The organism is Arthrobacter sp. R4 (genome assembly GCF_051365025.1).
GTDB lineage: Bacteria > Actinomycetota > Actinomycetes > Actinomycetales > Micrococcaceae > Arthrobacter.
This window is the reverse complement of sequence record NZ_JBLWIJ010000010.1, coordinates 461,943-482,597: the sequence shown is the minus strand read 5'-3', so window position 1 is coordinate 482,597 and position 20,655 is coordinate 461,943. Positions and strand designations below refer to the sequence as shown.

The following is a 20,655-nucleotide window of genomic DNA, read 5'->3' as shown; positions in this document are numbered from 1 at the left end:
ATACGCCATGAGCAGCATCATTGATCAACGGAATCTGGACTACGACCGCCTCGCTGAGCGCGGCGGCGAACGGCCCCCGCGGGAAAGTGCCGGCAGGGCTGCGCCCGGGGCCGGTCCGGAATCCGGTAGCGAAGCGGGCAACGTACGCGAGAACGTGAACCGCTTCACAGGGCACCGTTCCGAACTAAGGGCAGACCAGGTACCCGGCTTCGACGCCGGGGAGGAGCGCAGCGAGTCAGAGTTCATTGCCAAAGCGAAGTCGTATGCCGTCTCCGTGGCGGACGCCGTCGGATTCGAGGCGGGCGTTGCACCGGAATTTGAGGCCGATCCAACAGTCACCACCACATCGGAAGGAATGCGGGTGGTCAGCCTGCAACAGATGTCGAACGGCATTGAGGTTTGGTCCATGGCTCCCAAAGTGTGGCTTCACAGCGACGGGGCTGTGGACCGGCTGGTGGGCGACACAGTGAGCGTCCCACCGGATCTCCCCGCCAAACCTGTCGTCGCCGCAGAGGCGGCCCTGCTGGCTGCAGTCCGGGAAGCGGCGAAGGCACGGACCGTAAGGAGCAATTTCGGCGATGACGAGCTGCCGCAGCTCGAGATCTCGGAGGGAGACTTCAGCCGGTTGTCGTTCCAGTCGTTGCCGGCCCGGCCCATGACGTTCAGCCGCGGAGCTTTCGCGGAGGACATCCCGGCCCGGCTGGTGTACTTGGACATGGGCGGCAGCTTCAGGCTTACTTGGTTCTTTACGCTCTCCCGCGAGGACCTGATAGTCCAATACAAGGCCTTTGTGGAAGCCGATGAACAGACCAGGGACCCGGAAGCGCCGGAGATCCTGTACTTCTATGACTCCGCCAGCCACGCTGTGGGCGGCCGCGTCATCACCAGGAACCCCGGCCAGACCGACTTCCGCGACGTCCCGTTCCCCCTGCCCGTCAGTGAGTATCCGGTTGAGCCGCCGGTTGGCTTCCCTGCCTTCGGATCGTGGACGGACCCGGTAAACGGGAAGCTGGCCACGGTGGGCAACAACGTGCGGGCCCTCAACGGGACCACCCGGAAGCCCTTCGAGATTAGCGCGTCACCCAGCGGCGGGGTCTTCGCTGCCAACGCCGACAGCCCGGAACAGTTCGTCACCAACATCTTCTTCTTCTGCAACTACATGCACGATTTCTTCCTGATGCTTGGATTCAATGAGGAATCAGGAAATTTCCAGGCCATCAATCCCGGGGGACTGGGCCGGGGCGCGGACCCTGTCGATGCCCTCGCACACCCTGGCCGGGTAGTGGGCACCGCCAACATGAGCACCCGCGCCGACGGCGTGGCCGGCCTGATGAACATGGGCCTGGTGACCTCCACCGGCCGGCACACGGCCAACGACTCCGACGTCGTTTTTCACGAGTATGTTCACGGCGTGAGCAACCGGCTGGTGGGCGGGATGCTGGATGCAGAAGGCCTGAACGAAGACCAGTCGGTGGCCATGGGGGAGGGCTGGAGCGACTTCTTCGCACTGACCATCAACAACTTTCCAGGCACCCTTGAGCGTGTGGTCACGGGCAGTTGGGTGACGGCCCGGGAGTCCGGAATCCGGCAGCGGCCCTATGATTCGCGGTACCCGGGGACTTTTGGCGACATCGGCAAGGGTGCGGGAGAAGTTGGCGGCGCCGGCAATGCGGATCTTTCCTACCAGGAGGTGCACGACGTCGGAGAGATCTGGTGCGCAGCCCTGATGCAGGTGACGCGTGAGGTCGGGGCCGCGCTTGGCAGCAAGGAGCGCGGGTACCGGGTGACATGGCAGGCTGTGGTTGACGGGCTGAAACTGACGCCCAAGAACCCTTCCTTCCTGACGGCCCGTGACGCCGTCCTGCGTGCCTTCAAGTCGATGAAGGGCACCGGCCGGCTCGCGGACGGTGAGTACACTGCAGTCCGGGGCGCTGCGTGGGAGGCTTTCGCCAAATTTGGGATGGGCTTCGATGCCTCCTGCCCGAACGCCACGTTCAGCGGTTGCCGAGGTGGAACAGCACTTCCTCCTGAGGGGGTGGAAGACTAAAAGCTGTCAACGCTCACCATTGGATGTCGGATGGGCCGTTAAGCGGCTCCCGGTCGCCCGCCGGGGGCAAAGAAGCAAAGGCGTCTGCGCCCCGCAGCGCGTCGGCAAACCGAAGCTGCGTCCGATCTTCCAGTTCGGCCGTGCTGACCTGGAACGCCCGGAATTCATCCAGGTCCAGTGCCTCAAAAGGGTTCAGGTTCTGCGTCAGCAAGAAGGCGTTGCTCTTGAACACGCCCTGCTCCACGTAGGCAAGGATCTTCCAGTACTCCCGCGGCAGCCGGACTCCCCGGTACTCGCGGTCATTGTCCTGGAAGACCGGCCCGCCGAACACACTCACTTTCAAATCCTGGACGTCGACATCGGCGAAGACCGCCTCTTCCAGCCGTCCCCAAACGCCGGCCTTGCTGCTTTGGTTGAAATCGTCCATGTGGGGTGCGATGTTCGTGAAGAAAAAGGAGTCGTCGTTTGCGCTCTGCGCCTCGGGCAGCTCGCCCCATACCAAGTCTGCGCGGCGGGCCAGGTGGCCCCGGTCCAGGCGGTTACCACTGTAAAGCTCATCACCGTTCTGGAATGCAGCGGGAATCCTGGGGTCCTTGATGAAGGAGCTGCCTTTCCGGCTGACCCGTTTGAGGCGGCCGCCGTCGATATTCCAGGCCACCCACCGGGCGAACCGGCGGGACTTGCTGAGCGCGAGCGAGAAGTGGGTGTAGGGAATGATCCCGGACCCCTCGAGCTGGACGGCATCGTCCTCCAGCGTTGCATCGAGCACAGGGGGTTCGAGAGTTTCACCGAGGAAACCGGCAGAGTATCCGCCGCCCTGGAAATCCTGGATTTGAGCCATGCTGCGGACACTAGCAGGGGGCCGTTATCACGGCGTTACGGCGCCGCACGGCGGATCTGGCGTTGCGGCTCCGGGCGCGACACGGACGGAATGTCATTGACATCCCGCGTCAAACTGCGGATCGTCATTGCTACATAAGTTCCAGCTCATCAGACCCAGACTGAAATGGGGGGAACGCATGGGCGACGACGGCTATGGCCATTTTCAGTTGCGCCTGCTTCAATCCTGGCAACTCCGCCGCGATACCGACGTCGTGCATGTCGCGGCCCGGCAACAGCGGCTCATTACTGCCCTGGCGATTACCGGTCCCCGGCCCCGAAGCTACCTTGTGGGCCTCCTATGGCCGGACAAGGCTGAGGCGAGGGCGCTGGAGAGCCTGCGCGTCAGCGTGCACCTGGTATCGCGGCAGTTGCCGGGCCTGCTGGTCAACGACGGTGCCGTGCTGTCGCTGAACAGCCAGGTGGAGGTAGACCTGCACCGAGTCCGGGCAGGGATCCGGGCCCTGGGCCAGCCCGGGCTCAACGGAAACATGGCCGCCTGCCTGCCCCTGCTCCGGGACGCCGAACTCCTCCCGGGCTGGTACGAGGACTGGGTGCTGTTTGAACAGGGAAGGCTGAGCCAGGAGCGCCTCCACGCGTACAACATCATTGCCCGGGAATCCCTGGCCCACGGGGACTACGAAACCGCCTCGGAAGCGGCAGAAGCTGCGCTGGCGGTAGAGCCACTGTACGAAAGCGCTGTTGGCCTGCTGATCCAGGCCGAAAGCAGGCAGGGAAACGCCGTTGCTGCCCTGCGTGCCTTCGAGAAATACAGGGCCAAGTTGAAGGAGGAACTGGGGCTGACTCCTTCGGACACTATCTTCCGGCTCGTGAGTGAGGTCCGGGAAAGCCAGACGTCACGGCAGGGGGAAACCTACTAATTGACTGCTCCAGGCCTGGCGATCAGCCACCGACGGACAACTGCCAGGACCTCTTCGGGATCTGCGGTAGTCACTATGGTCAGTCCGGCTTCAACAGGCGGAGTCGAGGTGACCCTGGCGCGGAAACCGTGCACGTGGTCCGGCTCCCACCAGGTACGGATGACCAGGGTGCCCTGGGCCTGGGTAGGGTCCTGGGTAGGGGCTTCGGGACGGGACTGGGACGGCGCGGCGGAATCTGTGCCGTCGTCGGCGATTCCTGACTGGCCGTCCCCGTGTGCCATGGCATTCCACCTTTATCCCAGCCGGTTGCCTCTGCTGGCTTGCACCCCCGGCTGCCTTGATGGTCCAGTACGAGAATCAGGAATCAGCGTGGTTATTCATAAGGTTTGCTCAAGATTGGGCCCCGGAGCCTGTCGCTCGCTGCCTGGAGCCTGCTACCTGCTACCTGCGGCCCGGTGCCTGCTACCAGTACATCACCGCGGTCTGTCCCGATTCACCCGCCCAGTACAGCCGCACGCGCACCACGTAGTTGCGGCCTTGGAACAGCTTTGCGCTGACCCGGGAGTTCCGGTCCTCGCCGCTGTCGTCGTCGCCCGCCACGAAGCGGAACTCGCCATCGATTTCTTCGAAGAGGACCACTACGGTATCTGAGGTCCCGAACGTCGCAATTTCGTACTTCCGTGAGGCCTGCGGCTGGATGGAGAAATCCGCCTGGCCCCCCGGGGAGAGCGAGAGGGGAACCGATTGGAAGGGCTGGAGCACGGGAACCGTGGGCTCCAGGGCCGGGAAGAACTTACGCACCCACTCCTTGTCCGCGTTGGACAACCCGCCCGGGGGATTGAGGCCGGTTTTGAACCGCGCAGGCTCCTTGATCAGTCCTGCGGGGAACCAGTACTCCATGACCGAATCCGGATCCCAAGGGGACCCCTCCACTTCGGTGGTTTCGATCTTGCGCAGCACATTGTGCAGCGTTTGTTCCGGCGTCCAGTGGTTGGGTGCACCGGTGAAATAGGCGTACACCTTCGGTTCATCCCAGACGATGCCGGCAAACGGGTTCTGGTGCTCGTGCGGCATGCCCAGGGTGTGCCCGATCTCGTGCAGGGCCGTAGTCCGGCCGTAGTCATCGGTCAGGTCCCAGCCGAAGTTCATGGTGGGTTCATTACTACTGATGCTCAGGACATCCCGGCCAACGTAGGACCACGAGCCGTCCGCCTGGTCAAAGGCGATCCGGACCTCGGATTCGCTGCGGTCCGCCACCTCCGTGAACTCCAGGCCGATGCCCAGGTCCTTCCATTCCTTGAAGGCTTTGCGCACCGCTTCCTTCTGCGGCGCAGGGCCCTCAAGGAACCAGTAGTGCAGCACAGTACCGTTGACCCATTTCAGCCGCAAAAGGCGTATGAGGCGGTCCCTGGCGGGGGAAAGGTCCGGCCGGAGCAGCGGCCTGGTTTGCGGCCTGACATCACAATGCGGCTGGGGTGCGGTCTTAGCCATGACTTGCTCCTTCAATACAGCGGCTCCTGATCCAGTAGAGCGGCGGGCCCGTTACTGCCGCGTTATCAGCGGGTGCCCTGCCCCGGCCGGGGTCCAACCATCCCGAGCGCAACTGCGGTAACACCGCAGTAACGCCTTGGATGCTCTACTGCCCGCACGAATGTGCCCTTGTCCCTTGCCGGAGCGGGGCGCCTATTTTCTGAAAGAGGGCTGCGAGATGGGTAATCCCGGCGACGACGGCAGGCTCCCGGTCATCTACGTCCGAGGGTTCGCGGGCAACGGCTCAGCGATCAACAGTGCGGTGGATGATCCGTTCTATGGCTTCAGCCAGGGATCCGTCCACGTCCGTGCCGACAGCAGCGGCAGGGCAAAGTTCCACCAGTTCGAGTCTCCGATGCTTCGCCTGATTACCGACCACAAATACGAAGTTCCTGTCCACGGCGACCAGTGGGCCTACCTCCAGAGCGTCGACGCCGGTACGGTAACTCCAGCGTCCGTGTGGATCCACCGCTTCTATGACGACGCCGCTGCCACGTTTTCGGAGGACCCGGAGAACTTCTCCTTCGAACGGGCGGCGGCGGACCTGTTCGAGCTCATCAAGCTGGTCCTGGACAAGACCGGCGCGCCCAAGGTCTTCCTCGTGGCCCATTCAATGGGCGGCCTGATCTGCCGGTCACTCCTGCAGCGCGTGATCCCTGAACAGCTGGCAGGAGACGACGGCGAGATCGACCCGGCGGCCGGAGCTAAATACGTGGCCCGGGTGTTCACCTATGCCACGCCACACGGCGGGATCAGCTTCGCCGTCGGCTTTGGCCTCCTGGAGCGTATCCGCGACGCCACCGGCTTCCAGGGCGCCGACATCTTCGGGCCGGACCGGATGTATGACTACCTCACGGCCCCGGCGCTGCGGAACCGGCGCACACGGGAGGAATTCAGCGGGACCACGATGCCGGACGACGGGTTTCCGGTGGATGAGGTGTTCTGCCTGGTGGGATCCAACCCCGAGGACTATGACGTGGCCTTCGGCCTGTCCTCGAAGGCCGTGGGCGCCCGCAGCGACGGCCTGGTCCAAATCGAAAACGCAGCCGTCAGGGGCGCTCCCCTGGCGGTGGTCCATCGGAGCCACAGCGGCCGTTACGGCATCGTCAATTCGGAGGAGGGCTACCAGAACCTGCAGCGGTTCCTCTTCGGCGACCTGAAGGTCGAGGTCGAGCTGGTGGGCTTCACCGTGGGCCGCGACGCCCCAAGCGACATCGAGTTCCAGCTCGATGTGGGCCTGGCTATCCGAGGGCTTCCGGTCCTGGTACACGAGCAGAGCGCCGCCCACTTCTGCCCCGTCCAGATCGAGCACTGGAAGGAAGGAAATCCGATTGACACTCCGGTCCCGTTGCTGACCACGTTCCTGTCCTCCCACGCCCCCCGCCCGCGGGTTGCCGGCAGGGAGGTGCCCAGGCTGCGGCACGCGCTCAAGCTGCGGCTGATGTCCATCAAGGAACGGCAAGGCAGGTTCTTCTTCGATGACCATATGGAGCAGACGGAGGACTGGATGGACGCTTTGCTAGTGGACATCGAACCACCGGGCCCAGGCGACCTGCCGCGGGCCTGGGCTGCCTGGACAAGCACCGTCTCCACCGCCGTCCGGGACTGGAACCCAGAAGAGAAGGACTTCCTCGCTGATACCGTGGACACCCCCGAGTTCTGGCGCGGGCGCATCGACGTCCCCGAGTTCTCCAAGGAACTGCTCGGCGCCAACGCCGGCATCCGGCTGACCGTCACGCCGCGGAAAGTGTCCATCTGATGCCGCCACGGGATGAGGAGCCACCCGTTGATGTCCGCCTCCTGCGCCCCCACGACCTCATTGACCTGCGGCTCGAAGCCCCCGGCTGCGCGATAGAGCCCACCGACGGCGGCGCGGAACTGGTTGCCGGTCCGGACGCATCGCTGGTAGTCCACTTCCCGCCGCAGCACGTGGGAGAGGAAGTCTGGCAGGCGGGTGCGCCGCCGCCCCCTCCCGCGCAGCCCCCGCGACCGTCGATGCATCTGGCAGCAGGGCCCAGCCGCCTCGTCTATGAGGTTCCCGAAGGCATGCGCATCACGTTCACGCTCGAGAAAGTGTTGGAAGCCCTCCGGAGCCTCACTCTGCGGGTCTCACCGAACGCGACGCCCGCCGGCGAGGCCGGGTACCGCGGCATCCACAAGCCGGGCGACCTGGAGACGGCCATCGAGGCTCCTTACCGCCTGGTTGTCTCGCCCAGCAGGCTGGGCGCCTTCCGGCACTCCACAACGCCACTGGGACCGCCCGGCCGGGCCGAGCTCTGGCGCACGCACCTCACGGTCCGCACTGACACAGGAACGGACGACGGCGACACGGACCAGCGCATCGTCCGCGCGCTCTGGACCCGCGACAGTGAGTTGCCGCCGCCGGGCTTCGACCAGCCACTCATTCCGTTCGACCGCACCGCCATCGTGGACCAGACCAGCAGCGGAGACCCCGCCAACGCCGACACGCCGCTGCTGGTCAGTAACCTCTCGCTCTCCAGCCTGGGCGCCTGGTTCGACTGGAAGCAATCGTGGGAGTTCCCGTCCAATATCGTCGACTACCGGCATCAGGCCTTTATGGGCCGTGACGGCTACGTCCGGGTGGCCTATCCCGGGATCCTCTTCCCGTTCGGCCACAGGTGCTTCCTGGTGAAGATCACCGAGCGCGAGGTCAAGCACCGTGACAAGCCGGTCGCTTACCTGTGGCAGCGATGGTTCATCATCGTGCGCCAGCCAACACGCACCTATCCGCCGGCTGAGCGGGACAACCCCTTCGGCCAGGTCACGGTCAGCCCGCTGGTCACCCCGGACATCGACAAGCCGCCGGAGAACCAGCAGCCGTTTGTCCCCACCCGCAACGGAGTTCCGTTCCCGTTCACCCTGACCACCGTGGACCGCGGCGGCGGCACCCGCAGCTGGTCCGCACCGCTGGTGTTCGTCCAGGCCGGCAAGGACGGGCCACAGGCCTTCATCTTCCACGCCGAGGACGCGTCGCCGCGCTACTTCACGGTCCGGCAGATCCAGGGCCGCGGACAGGCGCTCGCGGTTGCCGCACCGGTGAAAGCCGGGGACACGTCGGTGGATGTCGTACACCTGGTCTTCGACGGGGAGATTGACCAAACAAACGTCACGTCGCGGCCGTTCCTGACCGAGGCCCGGGCCGTGGTGCCCTCTATGAGGCACCTGGCCCCGCAGGCGCCCGCCGTCGACCTTGTCTTCGCCAAGCCCTACCTCGCCGACGGCCTGCCCGCACGGGGCCCGGACGACAAGCCAGTGCCCGGTACGCCCAACGCCGGTGAACTGGTCCTGGCCTTGAAAAGCCCGCCCGCCGCCGTCGACTTCACCAGCGGTTCCGACCGGGCAGGCGGTTTCATCGCCCCCAACCTGTCAGTCAAGGGGATCTCCCGGGCTCTCGGCGCGATCGGCGAAAGCGGCAACGCGCCCTCGCCCTTCGACGCCGGCACGTTCGATCCGGCGTCGTTCCTGTCCGGGGCCATGCCCAAACTGTTCGGCCTGTTCAGCCTGGTGGATCTGCTCAAAGAGGCCGCGCTCGATGAGGCCCCGGCGTTCGTGTCCGACGCCCTGGACGCTGTCGCCAGGCTCCTGACAGAGGCCCAACGGCTCCGGAACGCGCTGGACGACGCCGGCACGCGCCTTGCCAACGAGGTCACCGATGCAGCCCACGACGGCGCGCGGGCGGTCGCGCAGCACGCGAAAGACCAGCTCGACGCGCGGACCGCAGCCTTGGAAGCCCGCCTCGACGCAGTGATTGCTGCCGTCCATGCACTGCCGGGGAGCCCTGACGCCGTCAGCTCCGCCGCCGTCGCCCTCGCTTTTGAGCTGCAGCCCCTGCTGGACGCTATCGGTGCCCCGGGCGTTCCCGCCGCCGTCCGGTCTGCGCTGGTAAAACCGGTCCAGGCGCTGAAGACCCTCACCGATCTAGCCAAGGACGCGGCCGGCCTGGCGCAACTGCTGCAGGGTGCGGCGGGCGGACAGGTCACCGCGCAGCTGCGCTGGCGTCCGGCAATCAAGCCGTGGGGCCTGCCGGGGGTTCCCAACATCTTCAAGCCCAAGGACGAGCACGCCCTGCATGTTGACGTCGAGGTGCGCGCGTCCGCCACCGCGCCGCCCGCGGTGGACATCGTTGCCGAGATCGTCGACTTCGACCTGAACCTGATCGGCGACGGCTCCGCAGCCTTGATGAGGCTGATGTTCCGGCGGATCGGGTTCCACGCCGGATCCGCCGGCAAGCCCGAGGTGGACGTGGTGTTCGGCGGCATCGGCTTCCTGGGACCGCTGTCATTCGTGGACCGGCTGCGCGAACTCATCCCGTTCGATGGATTCTCGGACCCGCCCTACGTTGACGTGGCCCCATCCGGTGTGACAGCCGGCTTCGACCTGACGCTGCCCAACGTGTCCGTCGGCGTGTTCAGCCTCGAGAACATCTCACTCGGCGCCGACGCACGCGTGCCGTTCCTCGGTGATGCGCTCACGGTGGGGTTCAACTTCTGCTCAAAGGACGCGCCGTTCCGGCTCACGGTGATGTGCATCGGCGGTGGCGGGTGGCTGGTACTGCGGGCGTCCCCCAAGGGCCTGGTACTGCTGGAGCTGGGGCTCGAGGCGTGTGCGTGCCTGTCGGTGGACCTGGGAGTGGCGTCCGGCTCGGTTTCCATCGCCGTCGGCGTCTACCTCCGCCTCGAAGCCGACAAGGGCCTGCTCGCCGCCTACTTCCGCATCCGCGGTGAGGTGGACGTCCTGGGCCTGATCAGCGCATCGATCACTCTTGAGCTGTCGCTGATCTACCACTTCGAGACCGGCAAGCTGGTCGGTCGTGCTTCGCTGGTGGTTGAGGTGGAAGTGCTGTTCTTTTCCGCCTCCGTGGAGATCTCCGTGGAACGCAAACTCGCCGGCTCCAAGGGCGACCCCACGATGTACCAGGTGATGCCGCCCGATGCGGACGGCATGAACTCGGACTGGGCAGAGTACTGCGGTGCCTTCGCCCCGGTGCCGGCCTAAGACAGGAGAGACTATGCCCACCACCGTCCTGGCCACAGCACTGCCCTACTCGCTTGCCGACGACGCACCGTTCCACCTCACGGTGTTCATCACGCACAAGCTGACCGGCGGTGGAGCCCTGCTCTCCGGCTATCCCGCGGCGGTGGACTGGGTGGGCACATTGTCTGGTTGTACGCTGACGCTCGCTACCTCGCTTGACCCGGGTACCGCGTTGCCGCTGCGTGTCGTCTCTACCGCCGACGGCGCATCCTGGGCCGCCGTCCTGCCACCCGGTACGCCGGTGGCCCCGTTTCCCACCCCCGCCCTGTCCGGTAAGACCTGGCGGACCAATCCTGCCAGCCGGATGAGCGACCACGCCGTTGACCTGCACCTTGCCGCCATCACCGCCGCGCCGGCAGTCAAGCCGGGGTTGGCAACCGACCCAGTGGCGGGCGGACTGCTTGAGACGCTGGCCAACCTCGACGAACGCGGCGCCTTGCGGCGGCTCCTTCGGGACGCCCCGGCCCGGGCCCGCCGCGCGCTGCAGGTTCCGGCGCAGCGGCTGCGGGACACCCTGGCCACCCTTGGCCCCCTCACCGACCCCGAGGACGCGGACCCCGAGCGGGGCCACGGCCGGGAACTCCCGCCACTGCCGCCATACCAGTCGGAGATCAAGGACAACCCTTCCCCTTTGCAGGTACTGCTGGACGACCCCGAGGCCGACCTGCGGGTCACGAAGCGCCTTGACCGGCTCGTCGGCCAGGACCTGTCGGCCAACCCGCAGTTGCAGCTGATGGTGGACGCCCACGCGATGCGGCGTTACTACGAGCGTCCCGAGCAGCCGCAGCAGGAGCCCCGGACAGAACCTGATCCGGACGCCCCGCCCACGCCGCGTCCGGACCGGCCTGAGCATGACTTCCATGCCAAGGCCGCGTCCTTCGGGTCCACGCCGGCGTTGCTCCGCCGGCTCGGCCTCGCCATCGATGTGGTGCTCGACGGCGTTGATGCCGCTGGTGCAAGGGCAGCACTGGCAGGTGCCACTTGGGTGAGTGTCGCGATCTCGTCCCCGGACGCGGACGTTGAGGTGCTGCCGCCGCGGCGCACTTCGGTGGTAGTGGAGGGTCCCGTGTTCGCGGCCAGGTCGGGCGAGGCGTGGGTGGGCGGAGCCCTGCCGTTGGGTGAGGACGACTGGGTGGTGCTCGACGCCGACCCGGATGCGTCGGGCCTCAAGCTCGACCAGCACGCCCGGAACCTCGCCCGCCAATACGCGAGCGAGGCCAACGGCGATCCTGCCACGTCCGCGCCCGGCACCCTGCGCGCCACAGGGTTCGCCCTCGCCCGCCGGAACAGGGCCGCCCAGGTGCGGGCACGAGTCCACCAGGCTGAGCAGCTGGCCGCCGACGACGGCAGCCGCGAGCTCTTGTTGGATGATCTGGTGCGCGGCATCAGGGTTGAGGTCTGGGACGATGTCACGAGGCAGTGGCACAGCCTGCACCGCCGCCTCGTCACGGTGACCGGGCAGCCGGGGAACGTACCTGTCCTGGAAGATGCGGCCGACGTGGGTTTCCTGCAGTTGTCGGCGCTTAACCGGGCCCCGGGCGACACCACCAACGGGTACTACCTGCACGAGGTAGTGGCTGGCTGGGACGGATGGAGCCTGTCCGCCCCGCGGCCCGGGCTGACCATTGTGCACGTCGAGCCGCCGGGGCCCGACGGCGCCACGGAGGTCGTCGTCGAAACCCCGCCGGATGAGCCGATCGACGGTGCACACATCACCTCCAGGGTGGAACCGGGGTCACTGCCGCGGCTGCGGTATGGCATGTCCTACAGTTTCCGGGTACTCGCCGTGGACCTGGCCGGCAATTCGGTGCCGCAGGTCGTACCGCGGCACCGTTCGCCCCATGCTCCTGACGAAGCAGCAGTCGAGGCTGCCCGGGCCCACCTCGACCGGCTGCGGACGTCCTACCGCGAGCGCGACCGCGCCGGAGTGGCGGCGGACCGCCGCGACGCCGTCGTCGAACATTTGCGGACCGCCGGGCGCGGGGTTGCTGGCGTCCCGCTCCCTGGGGAGCTGCTGTCCGGTGATCCAGGCATCGACGCGACGTTGGAGGCCCTGGTGGCCCAGGCGTCAGCTCCCGCGGCGGCGGCACCTGCCCAACGTGCGTTCGATGACGTGGTGGCGGCATCGAGGGTCCTGGCGCAATCCCGCGAAACATTGCGCGTGCGGCCGCAGCTGCGCATCGATCCCGGCGACTTCGCCCGGCTGGCGCGAAACGATGACCTGCACCTGCCAGAGGACGCTCGGAGGCCCGGCCGGCCCGCCGTCACCGCCCCGCGGCCCTACCTGCGGTGGGAACCGGTCCCGGCCCCGGCACTGGTCGCCCGGCAAGAGCTGGGAACAGGGGAGCAGCCAGCCCACCTGGTGGTTCGCAGCGGACTGCCGGCAGACGGTGCCCCGGGTGACGGTGTTCCGGACGAGGGTCCTGATTCGCGGTCCGCGGCCGAGCGCCACATTGCCCCGCCGAAGTCCACCCAGTTGGAGGCCGAGACCGCCGGATACTTCGACGCCGCGATCGGCACTGGCAACGCCACCGAGATCCGCAGGCTCTACGCGGTTGCCCTGGCCGAGCGCGGAACATTGCTGGACCAGTCCGTACCCAGCCACACCGACGCCAGGGCCACGGAGGAACAGACCGGAATCGCGCTCGTTGACCGGCCGGGCGCGGACACCGGTTCGAGCCACCGGGCCACTTTGCCGGACATCGCCGCCGACCGTGGCCGGCCCATCGGTGAGGGCCAGTATGTGGTGCACAACACTGACGCCCTGAGGCTGCCGTATCTGCCGGACCCGTTCGCCACCGGCGTTTCGCTGGTGTTCTACGAGGCGGGAGCGCCACATGGCTTGCGGGAGCCGCGGGCGCTGCAATCCGTGACCGTCGCCTACCCGGGCTCGTGGCCTGCGCTGCAGCCGCTGAGGCTCGTCCTGGAGCCCGGCGACAAGCTGGGCGCCCGTGTTTCCGGCCACGAAGTGTACGTGTCTGTCCCGCCGGGTGAGCAGGTGCGGGTGGCGCTCTCCAGCACTTTGGAGCAGGCATCGCTGGACAAATTCGGCCTGTGGCGGTCGCACCTGGCCAGCGTCGCAGATCCGGAGGACGGCTACACTCCGGACGAGGTGGTGGCCGCGGCCGCGCTCATGCGTGCGGCGTCCTCGGGCTGGACGTGGTGGCTGACCCCTTCGACCGATCTGCGGCTCGTGCACGCCGTGCCGGCGCCGGTGCGGCCGCCCGGGCTCAGGGCACTGGAGGTATTCCTGCGGCCGCCGGGCCGTGCGGTCGTGGCGCTCACCGGACTGGTGGACATGCACGGCCCCAGCACCGACACGCTGCTCGTGCGCGCGCGTTGGACCGAGACCGTCGATGACCCCGCGGCCCCGGGGCCGCAGACGGTGTCCAAGTCCGACGTCGTGGTCCGCTCCGCCGTCGCGGAAACAGAACGGACGGGGGTGCTTTTCCTGTACGACTTCCTGCCCACAGGCCCGCTGGCGCAGGCGCTCGGGAACATCGGCTTCCACCGGGCACTGCAGAGCTTTGAAGACACCCACTACCGGCGGGTGACGTACGTGCCCTCCGGCGCCACACGGTACTCCGAGTACTTCCCGCATGTGCCGGATCCGGAGGACCCGGCCCTGGCCGGCGAGCCGGTGGAGCTCGATATTCCCTCGTCCGCGCGGCCGGCTGCGCCCCTGGTGCTGGATGCGGTGCCACTGCTGCGCTGGGAGGCTGTGCCTGAACCAGCGGACCCGTTCGCCTGGCGGCAGGTGCGGCGTTCCGGCGTACGCATCTGGCTGGCCCGCCCGTGGTTCTCGTCCGGTGACGGGGAACTGCTGGGAGTGCTCGTCTTCGACCCCGACGAATGGGTGCAGCAGCCGGACGGTTCCTGGGCCCGCCGGCCAAAGGCGAGGCAGGCCCCGGATGGCGCCACCAGCCTGTGGGCAGCGGACCCGATCATCCACCAGGGCGGCGGCGTTTCGCCAGCCACCGTGCCGCCCCTGCTCACCCTCGACCAGTTGGTGCTTGACCTCGTGGAAACGGGCGCTGCCGAAGGAGCAGGCATTCGCCCGCCGCTCGGGGGCAGGCCGCCGGGCGGGCGGGACCGTGGGTGGCCGGATGCGCCTGGAAACCCGGTAGCGGTCGCCGCGTCCCTGCCGTTACGGGATGTTCGGGGCCGTCCGGCCGTGCGTGTCCTGGGCTACCGGCCGGAGTACGACGAGGCGTCGGGCCGCTGGTTCGTCGACGTCGCCCTCCAGGAGACCTCCGCCCTGTGGCCCTTCGTGCGGCTGGCGGTGGCCCGTTACCAGCCGCATTCCATCGCTGGCTGTGAACTCTCACCGGTGGCGTTGACCAACTGGGTCCAGCCGCTGCCTGCCCGAACCCTGACGGTGAGCCGGCCGGACCTCCAGCACGTCCAGGTGACGTTGACGGGCGTGGTCAGCTGGCTGCGCTGGGATCCCCACGGTGCGCCGGGCCTGCCGGGCGAGCAGCTCACCGCCGACAGCCCCACAGGTGACGCCGCCACCCGGGCTTCCCGCCTGCAGCAGTCCAGGACGGTGCGCGCCTCGGTGCAGAGCCGGTCCGCGGGTGCGGGAGACCTGGAATGGCAGACGGTATCCAGTTGGCTGCTGCTTGCCGTCAGCGTCGAAGAATCCGGGGGATTCCGGGCCACGTGGTCCGGGGCCATCAGCCTGCCGCCGAACGCCGGGACGCCGGCCGGGGACGCGGCCGGCGTCCCGGGACTGCGCCAGCCGGGAAACCCCGACTCACTGTGGCGGGTGTTGGTTGAGGAGCACGAACTGCTTGACGCCGACCCGGCGCCGGGCGAGCGCAGCGCCCGCGTTCCGCGCCTCGTCTACGCGGACAGCGTGCCGCTGTAGGAGGGCTCCCTTTTGCGAGGTGGCACTTAGAGGTGGCACTTAAAGGCAGTCTTCGACGCCGGGACTGCCCTTAAGTGCCACCTTGTTTGAGTTGCTCGGTCAACGCGTCGAGGATGGGCAGTTGGCCCCGCACCAGCCTGGTCCGGGCTTCGGCCTCGGTGGCCCACTCGGCACGGTCGATCTCGGGGAAGTCCGTGATGACGCCCGAGCCCTTCGGCCATTCCAGCGGAAAGGTGTTGCTGACGATCCGCTCCGGCATGAAATCCGACTCCGCCGCGAAGACTGTGATGACCTTCCCCGAGGGCTGCCGGAACGAACCCAGCAGCCGGTAGTCGCCGGCAGGTGCGGGCACGCCCATTTCCTCAGTAAACTCCCGTTGCGCAGCCGCCCATGGGTCCTCGTCCTCGGCGTACTCGCCTTTGGGAACGGACCAGGCCCCGGCGTCCTTGCGCGCCCAGAACGGTCCACCCATGTGGGCGATCCAAAACTGGAGGCCCGATGCCGGATCCCCTCGGTACAGCAGGATGCCTGCGCTCCGGACTGTCATGTTCGCTCCATCGGGCTAGGCTATACCGCTGCGTCGCTGGGGTGTTGCCAAAGTGACCTGAGAGGTTCAAAGTGAAGTAGGTCACAAAAGGGCCGGGAATCCTGCTGCGGTTCCACCGGGAGCCGTCTACCCGCTGTGGAGGTCAGCCATGAGCCAGACGTCTGAAGAAGTGTACGACGTGACCCCCGAGGGGGACGGACCCAAACTCAAGCGGGTCCTCGGCCCCAAGCTCCTGCTCCTCTTTATCGTCGGCGACATCCTTGGTGCCGGCGTCTACGCCGTGACTGGCACCATGGCCGGCACCGTGGGCGGCATCGTGTGGTTGCCGTTCCTGCTGGCCTTCGTGGTCGCCACCCTGACGGCGTTCTCGTACCTGGAGCTGGTTACCCAGTACCCGCAGGCCGCCGGTGCGGCGCTGTACACGCACAAGGCCTTCGGAATCCACTTCGTCACGTTCCTGGTGGCATTCGCCGTGGTCTGCTCCGGCATCACCAGCGCTTCCACCTCCGCGAACGTCCTCGCCCAGAACTTCTTCGGCGGCCTGGACATCAACGGCTGGATGGAAGTGCCTGGACGGGAGGTCATCACCCTGGTGGCGATGGCTTTTATGCTGCTGCTGGCGGTCATCAACCTCCGCGGTGTGGGCGAGAGCGTGAAATTCAACGTGGTGCTGACCCTCGTGGAGATGATCGCGCTGTGCATCGTGATCGGTGTCGGCTTCTTCGTCATGGCCCAGGGGACGGGGAACGCTGGAGAAATATTCGTCTTCAACGACTATCAGGACAAAGGGTTGTTCCTGGCAGTCACGGCGGCGACATCCATCGCGTTCTTCGCGATGGTTGGTTTCGAGGACTCCGTGAACATGGTGGAGGAGACCCATCACCCGGAGAAGATCTTCCCCCGGACCATGCTCACCGGTCTTGGCGTGGCGGTAATCCTCTACATGCTGGTAGCCATCTCCGTGGTCAGCGTGCTCTCGCCCACGGAGCTGGAGAACATCAGGGAAGCCGAGGGCGCGGCCCTCCTTGAAGTGGTGCATAAGGGTTCGCCGGACTTCCCGATCGACAGGATCTTCCCGTTCCTTGCCGTCTTCGCCGTCGCCAACACAGCCTTGATAAATATGCTGATGGCCAGCCGCCTGATCTACGGCATGGCCCGCCAGCACGTCTTGCCCCGGCCGCTCGGGAAGGTGCTCCCGGTACGCCGGACACCGTGGGCCGGCATCCTGTTCTCCACCGTCCTGGCGCTCGGCCTCATCTGGTACGTCACGTCCGACCCTGAGAGCAACATCGTGGCAAACCTCTCCGGGACCACCGCGTTCCTGCTGCTGTGCGTCTTCACCGTGGTCAACGTGGCCTGCCTGGTCCTGCGCCGTAAGCGGGATCCCAACCGCAAGGTGTTCTTCACCTCGCCGGGGCAACTGCCGCTGGTAGCCGCGCTCCTATGCGCCTTCCTGGCCGGCCCGTGGGTGGGCCGGAACGTCATCCAGTACCAGATCGCCGGCGGCCTGATGGCCATCGGTGTGGTGCTCTGGGTCCTCACATGGCTGATCAGCAGAAGGACCAACGCCGGCCCCGGAGGTCCGGACAGCCTGCACAATATTGGCAAGGAAGACAAGGGCTGACCCAGCTCCCTCCTTCCTAGGCCATGGGGTGGGCTACTGCTTCTGCCGCCCGTTCTCCGTCTTCCCCATGCCAGGGTGGATGGCCACGAATTCGATGCCTTCCTGGACCTTCTTCTTCGGACCCCTGGAAAATCCCTTGGCGTCGAGCTGGTTCTGTGCTCGGTATTCAGCCTTGGCTTCGTCGTAGATACGGTTCAGCCGGAGGCCGCTGAACACTTCCTGGGTGCCGTCAGCGAACGTGACAGTCACCTCGGCACTGCCGGGAAAATGGCGCTTCATCCGGATGAAGCCTTCTGCGTCCTGCTGGAGGTTGATCATGCTTGGTCCCGCTTTCGTGTGTGGCAGCCTCCAGTCTCTCCTACGCAGGCTCCTGACGGCACAGACAGCCGGGCACTCGTCGTACGGGGAGAATGGACGGGTGACTTCTCCGAACTCTGCCGCGACGTTTGACCTGGCTGCCATTGGTGCCGGCCTGGCCTTTGCCGATTCCCTCGGCGACCTCACTGCGGCGCTCAGGCGGGACGCAGAGGCCGGGACTGCGGTGGTGCAGGCGCCGCCGGGAACGGGCAAGACCACGCTGGTTCCGCCTCTGCTCGCCAACCTGCTGGCCGGTACCCCTGACGGGCAGCGACGTGTGGTGGTCACGCAGCCGCGGCGCGTGGCTGCCCGCGCAGCAGCCCGGCGCCTGGCCGCACTGGACGGCAGCCGCCTCGGCGACCGGGTGGGCTACACCGTCCGCGGCGAGCGCCAAACGGGCTCCGGCACCGTCATCGAGTTCGTCACTCCGGGGATTCTGCTCCGCCGGCTGCTTGATGACCCGGGACTGGAGACGGCAGGCGCGGTGATCCTGGACGAGGTCCACGAACGCGGCCTCGAGACGGACCTGTTGCTGGGCATGCTCACCGAAGTGCGCCAGCTCCGCGGGGACCTCACCCTGGTGGCCATGTCCGCCACCCTGGACGCGCCACGGTTTGCGGCCCTGATTGGTGCCTCCACCGCAGGAACAGAAGATCACGACGGCGGCGGGCTGGCTCCCGTGATCGACTGCCCATCGGCCCTGTACCCCCTGGCCGTTGAATGGATGCCCGCCGGGGTTGCCAGGCTGGACAGCCGCGGCGTGACCCGCGGCTTCCTGGACCATGTTGCGGACACCGCCGCAGGGGCGCACGCTAGGGCCACTCCCGATACGGACACGCTGGTGTTCGTCCCCGGCGCCCGGGAAGTCTCCCACGTTGCAGGGCGCCTGCGGGCCAGGACCGGCCCAGGAACGGAAATCCTGGAGCTGCATGGCCAGGTCAGCCCGGCCGAGCAGGACCGTGCCGTGTCCGGTCGCACCGACGAAGCGCTGTCCCGGATCATCGTCTCCACAGACCTCGCCGAATCCTCACTGACCGTCCCGGGCGTCCGCGTCGTCGTTGACTCGGGCCTGACCCGCGAGCCGCGGCGAGACGCAAGCCGGGGCATGTCCGGCCTGGTGACTGTCTCGTGCTCCCGTGCCTCTGCGGAGCAGCGCGCCGGCCGGGCCGCCCGGCAAGGTCCGGGCCTGGTGGTCCGCTGCTACGACCAGAAGGCCTTCGGCGCGGCACCTGCCCACGTCACGCCGGAGATCGCCGTCGCCGACCTCACCGCCGCTGCCCTGGTCCTGGCCTGCTGGGGTTCGCCCGCCGGAGCGGGACTGGCGCTTCCGGATGCGCCCCCGCCGGCAGCGATGCAGGAAGCCGTTGAGGTGCTCCGGGAACTCGGCGCGGTGGCGCAGGACGGCCACGCCACAGCGCTGGGCAGGACCCTGGCGAGGATCCCCGCCGATCCGAGGCTGGCCCGCGCGCTCCTGGACGGCGCCGCCTCCGTTGGCGTACGGACAGCCGCCGAGGCGGTGGCCCTGGTAGCGGGGGACCAACGCGCCCCGGGTGCCGACCTTACGCGGCTCATCGCGGCCCTCCGCACGGGCAAGGAGCCTGGATCCCGGCGCTGGGCGGAGGATGTGAGGCGGATGGAAACCATCGCTCGGAAGGAGGGCGCCGGCGTCGTGCCCCCAGTCCTGAGCGCTGCCCCGAACTCGACGTCTGCCAAGGTGGAAGCGGTGGGCGCCGTCGTCGCCCTCGCATTTCCAGACCGGGTGGCGCGGCGCGTTCCAAGCCAGGGGCCGGAGCGTTACCTGCTGTCGTCAGGCACCCGGGCCGGGTTACCGGCGGGAAGTTCCCTGGCCGGGCATGAGTGGCTGGCCGTTGCGGAGGTGTCGCGCGCAGAGGGCCGGGACGCTGCCGGCACGGGTGCCGTGATCCGTTCCGCTGCACCGATCACGGCTGACACCGCGGAAGCGGCGGCCCGCCACCTCCTCACCGACACTATCGAAGCAAACTTCAGCAGGGCCCGCGTCACAGCACGGCGGGAGCGCCGGCTCGGAGCGATCGTGCTGTCCTCCACTCCGGTCCGCCCCTCCCCGGACGAAGGGCGCGCCGCGGTGGCACGCGCCCTGGCCATAGACGGGCTGGAAACGATCGGATGGTCGACGGCGGCGGACACATTGCGCCGTCGGCTCGCCCTGCTCCGCCGCGAACTGGGCGAGCCCTGGCCCGATGTCTCCGAATCCGCCCTGCTCGCGCGCCTGGACGACTGGCTGGGCCCGGAGCTTGAGAAACTGGCCAGCGGAGCGGCCACCGGCAGCATCGACCTCACCGACCCTCTGCGGCGGCTCCTGCCCTGGCCCGAAGCTGCGAAGCTGCCGGAGCTCGCGCCGGAAACCCTGGAAGTTCCCAGTGGATCGCGGGTGCGCATCGACTACCCGGACGTTCCGGACCGCGCAACGGCGACTGGTGCCGCGGCGGCTCCTGGACGGCCTGAACCTGCGGAACCTGGCGCCGGCGGCAGGCCGGTAGTGGCGGTCAAACTGCAGGAATGCTTCGGCTGGGCGGAGACGCCGAGGCTGGTGGGAGGACGCGTGCCCGTCCTGTTTCACCTCCTGTCACCGGCCCGGCGTCCGCTGGCCGTAACGGACGATCTCGCGTCCTTCTGGTCCGGGCCGTACGCGCAGGTGAGGGCCGAGATGAGGGGCCGCTATCCGAAGCACCCTTGGCCCGAGGATCCATGGACGGCGCAGCCAACCGCACGGACCAAATCCCGGATGTGACCATATCAGCGGGCGGATTCATCGTCCCCGGAAGACAGGGTGAGAGGAACGATACATACCGGAAACGTGGCGTCGACGTGATGAAACATCACGCC

The 20,655-nt window shown here is 67.3% G+C and carries 12 protein-coding genes; 7 read left to right on the top strand and 5 right to left on the bottom strand.

The window, feature by feature from the left end; translation table 11 throughout:
* Window positions 1-7 precede the first annotated feature (7 nt).
* On the top strand, window positions 8-2,047 hold the full coding sequence (locus ACLKOZ_RS08050) for a M36 family metallopeptidase (RefSeq protein WP_436474143.1): 2,040 nt from the start codon (window positions 8-10) through the stop codon (window positions 2,045-2,047).
* A 13-nt stretch (window positions 2,048-2,060) separates the two neighbouring features.
* Here ACLKOZ_RS08050 and ACLKOZ_RS08045 read toward each other — a convergent pair whose 3' ends face one another.
* A complete protein-coding gene (locus tag ACLKOZ_RS08045; protein WP_436474141.1) occupies window positions 2,061-2,888 on the bottom strand; it encodes a DNA/RNA non-specific endonuclease in 828 nt (275 codons plus the stop codon).
* A gap of 178 nt (window positions 2,889-3,066) precedes the next feature.
* Here ACLKOZ_RS08045 and ACLKOZ_RS08040 point away from each other — a divergent pair, with 178 nt between their 5' ends.
* Complete coding sequence (locus tag ACLKOZ_RS08040) at window positions 3,067-3,807, top strand: AfsR/SARP family transcriptional regulator (protein WP_436474139.1); 741 nt, start codon at window positions 3,067-3,069, stop codon at window positions 3,805-3,807.
* Here the strand turns inward: ACLKOZ_RS08040 and ACLKOZ_RS08035 are convergent.
* Both ACLKOZ_RS08035 and ACLKOZ_RS08030 read right to left on the bottom strand, forming a co-directional pair.
* A complete protein-coding gene (locus ACLKOZ_RS08035; protein WP_436474137.1) occupies window positions 3,804-4,088 on the bottom strand; it encodes a hypothetical protein in 285 nt (94 codons plus the stop codon). The genes ACLKOZ_RS08040 and ACLKOZ_RS08035 overlap by 4 nt on opposite strands.
* A gap of 181 nt (window positions 4,089-4,269) precedes the next feature.
* Window positions 4,270-5,298 carry a M12 family metallopeptidase gene (locus ACLKOZ_RS08030; protein WP_337347255.1) on the bottom strand — a complete coding sequence of 343 codons (1,029 nt, stop codon included), beginning with the start codon at window positions 5,296-5,298 and terminating at the stop codon, window positions 4,270-4,272.
* Between the two features lie 217 nt (window positions 5,299-5,515).
* On the opposite strand from ACLKOZ_RS08030, the gene ACLKOZ_RS08025 reads away from it, so the two are divergent.
* The 3 genes from ACLKOZ_RS08025 to ACLKOZ_RS08015 are packed head-to-tail and all read left to right on the top strand — an operon-like array spanning window position 5,516 to window position 15,262.
* Entirely contained in the window at window positions 5,516-7,096 is a 1,581-nt protein-coding gene (locus tag ACLKOZ_RS08025; protein WP_436474134.1) for an esterase/lipase family protein, read from the top strand.
* Window positions 7,096-10,353 carry a hypothetical protein gene (locus tag ACLKOZ_RS08020; protein ID WP_436474132.1) on the top strand — a complete coding sequence of 1,086 codons (3,258 nt, stop codon included), beginning with the start codon at window positions 7,096-7,098 and terminating at the stop codon, window positions 10,351-10,353. The genes ACLKOZ_RS08025 and ACLKOZ_RS08020 overlap by 1 nt, the downstream gene beginning before the upstream one ends.
* A gap of 13 nt (window positions 10,354-10,366) precedes the next feature.
* Window positions 10,367-15,262 carry a hypothetical protein gene (locus ACLKOZ_RS08015; protein ID WP_436474130.1) on the top strand — a complete coding sequence of 1,632 codons (4,896 nt, stop codon included), beginning with the start codon at window positions 10,367-10,369 and terminating at the stop codon, window positions 15,260-15,262.
* Window positions 15,263-15,332: 70 nt separating this feature from the next.
* On the opposite strand, the gene ACLKOZ_RS08010 is transcribed toward ACLKOZ_RS08015, so the two are convergent.
* Window positions 15,333-15,809, bottom strand: a complete 477-nt coding sequence (locus ACLKOZ_RS08010; protein WP_436474128.1) for an NUDIX domain-containing protein — start codon at window positions 15,807-15,809, stop codon at window positions 15,333-15,335.
* A 148-nt stretch (window positions 15,810-15,957) separates the two neighbouring features.
* Here ACLKOZ_RS08010 and ACLKOZ_RS08005 point away from each other — a divergent pair, with 148 nt between their 5' ends.
* Window positions 15,958-17,433 (top strand): APC family permease, encoded by a 1,476-nt coding sequence (locus tag ACLKOZ_RS08005; protein WP_337352517.1) that lies wholly within the window; start codon window positions 15,958-15,960, stop codon window positions 17,431-17,433.
* Between the two features lie 33 nt (window positions 17,434-17,466).
* Here the strand turns inward: ACLKOZ_RS08005 and ACLKOZ_RS08000 are convergent, their stop codons facing one another.
* On the bottom strand, window positions 17,467-17,751 hold the full coding sequence (locus tag ACLKOZ_RS08000) for a hypothetical protein (protein WP_337352516.1): 285 nt from the start codon (window positions 17,749-17,751) through the stop codon (window positions 17,467-17,469).
* Between the two features lie 100 nt (window positions 17,752-17,851).
* Here ACLKOZ_RS08000 and hrpB point away from each other — a divergent pair, with 100 nt between their 5' ends.
* On the top strand, window positions 17,852-20,560 hold the full coding sequence (hrpB, locus tag ACLKOZ_RS07995) for an ATP-dependent helicase HrpB (RefSeq protein ID WP_436474125.1): 2,709 nt from the start codon (window positions 17,852-17,854) through the stop codon (window positions 20,558-20,560).
* The last annotated feature ends 95 nt before the right edge of the window (window positions 20,561-20,655 follow it).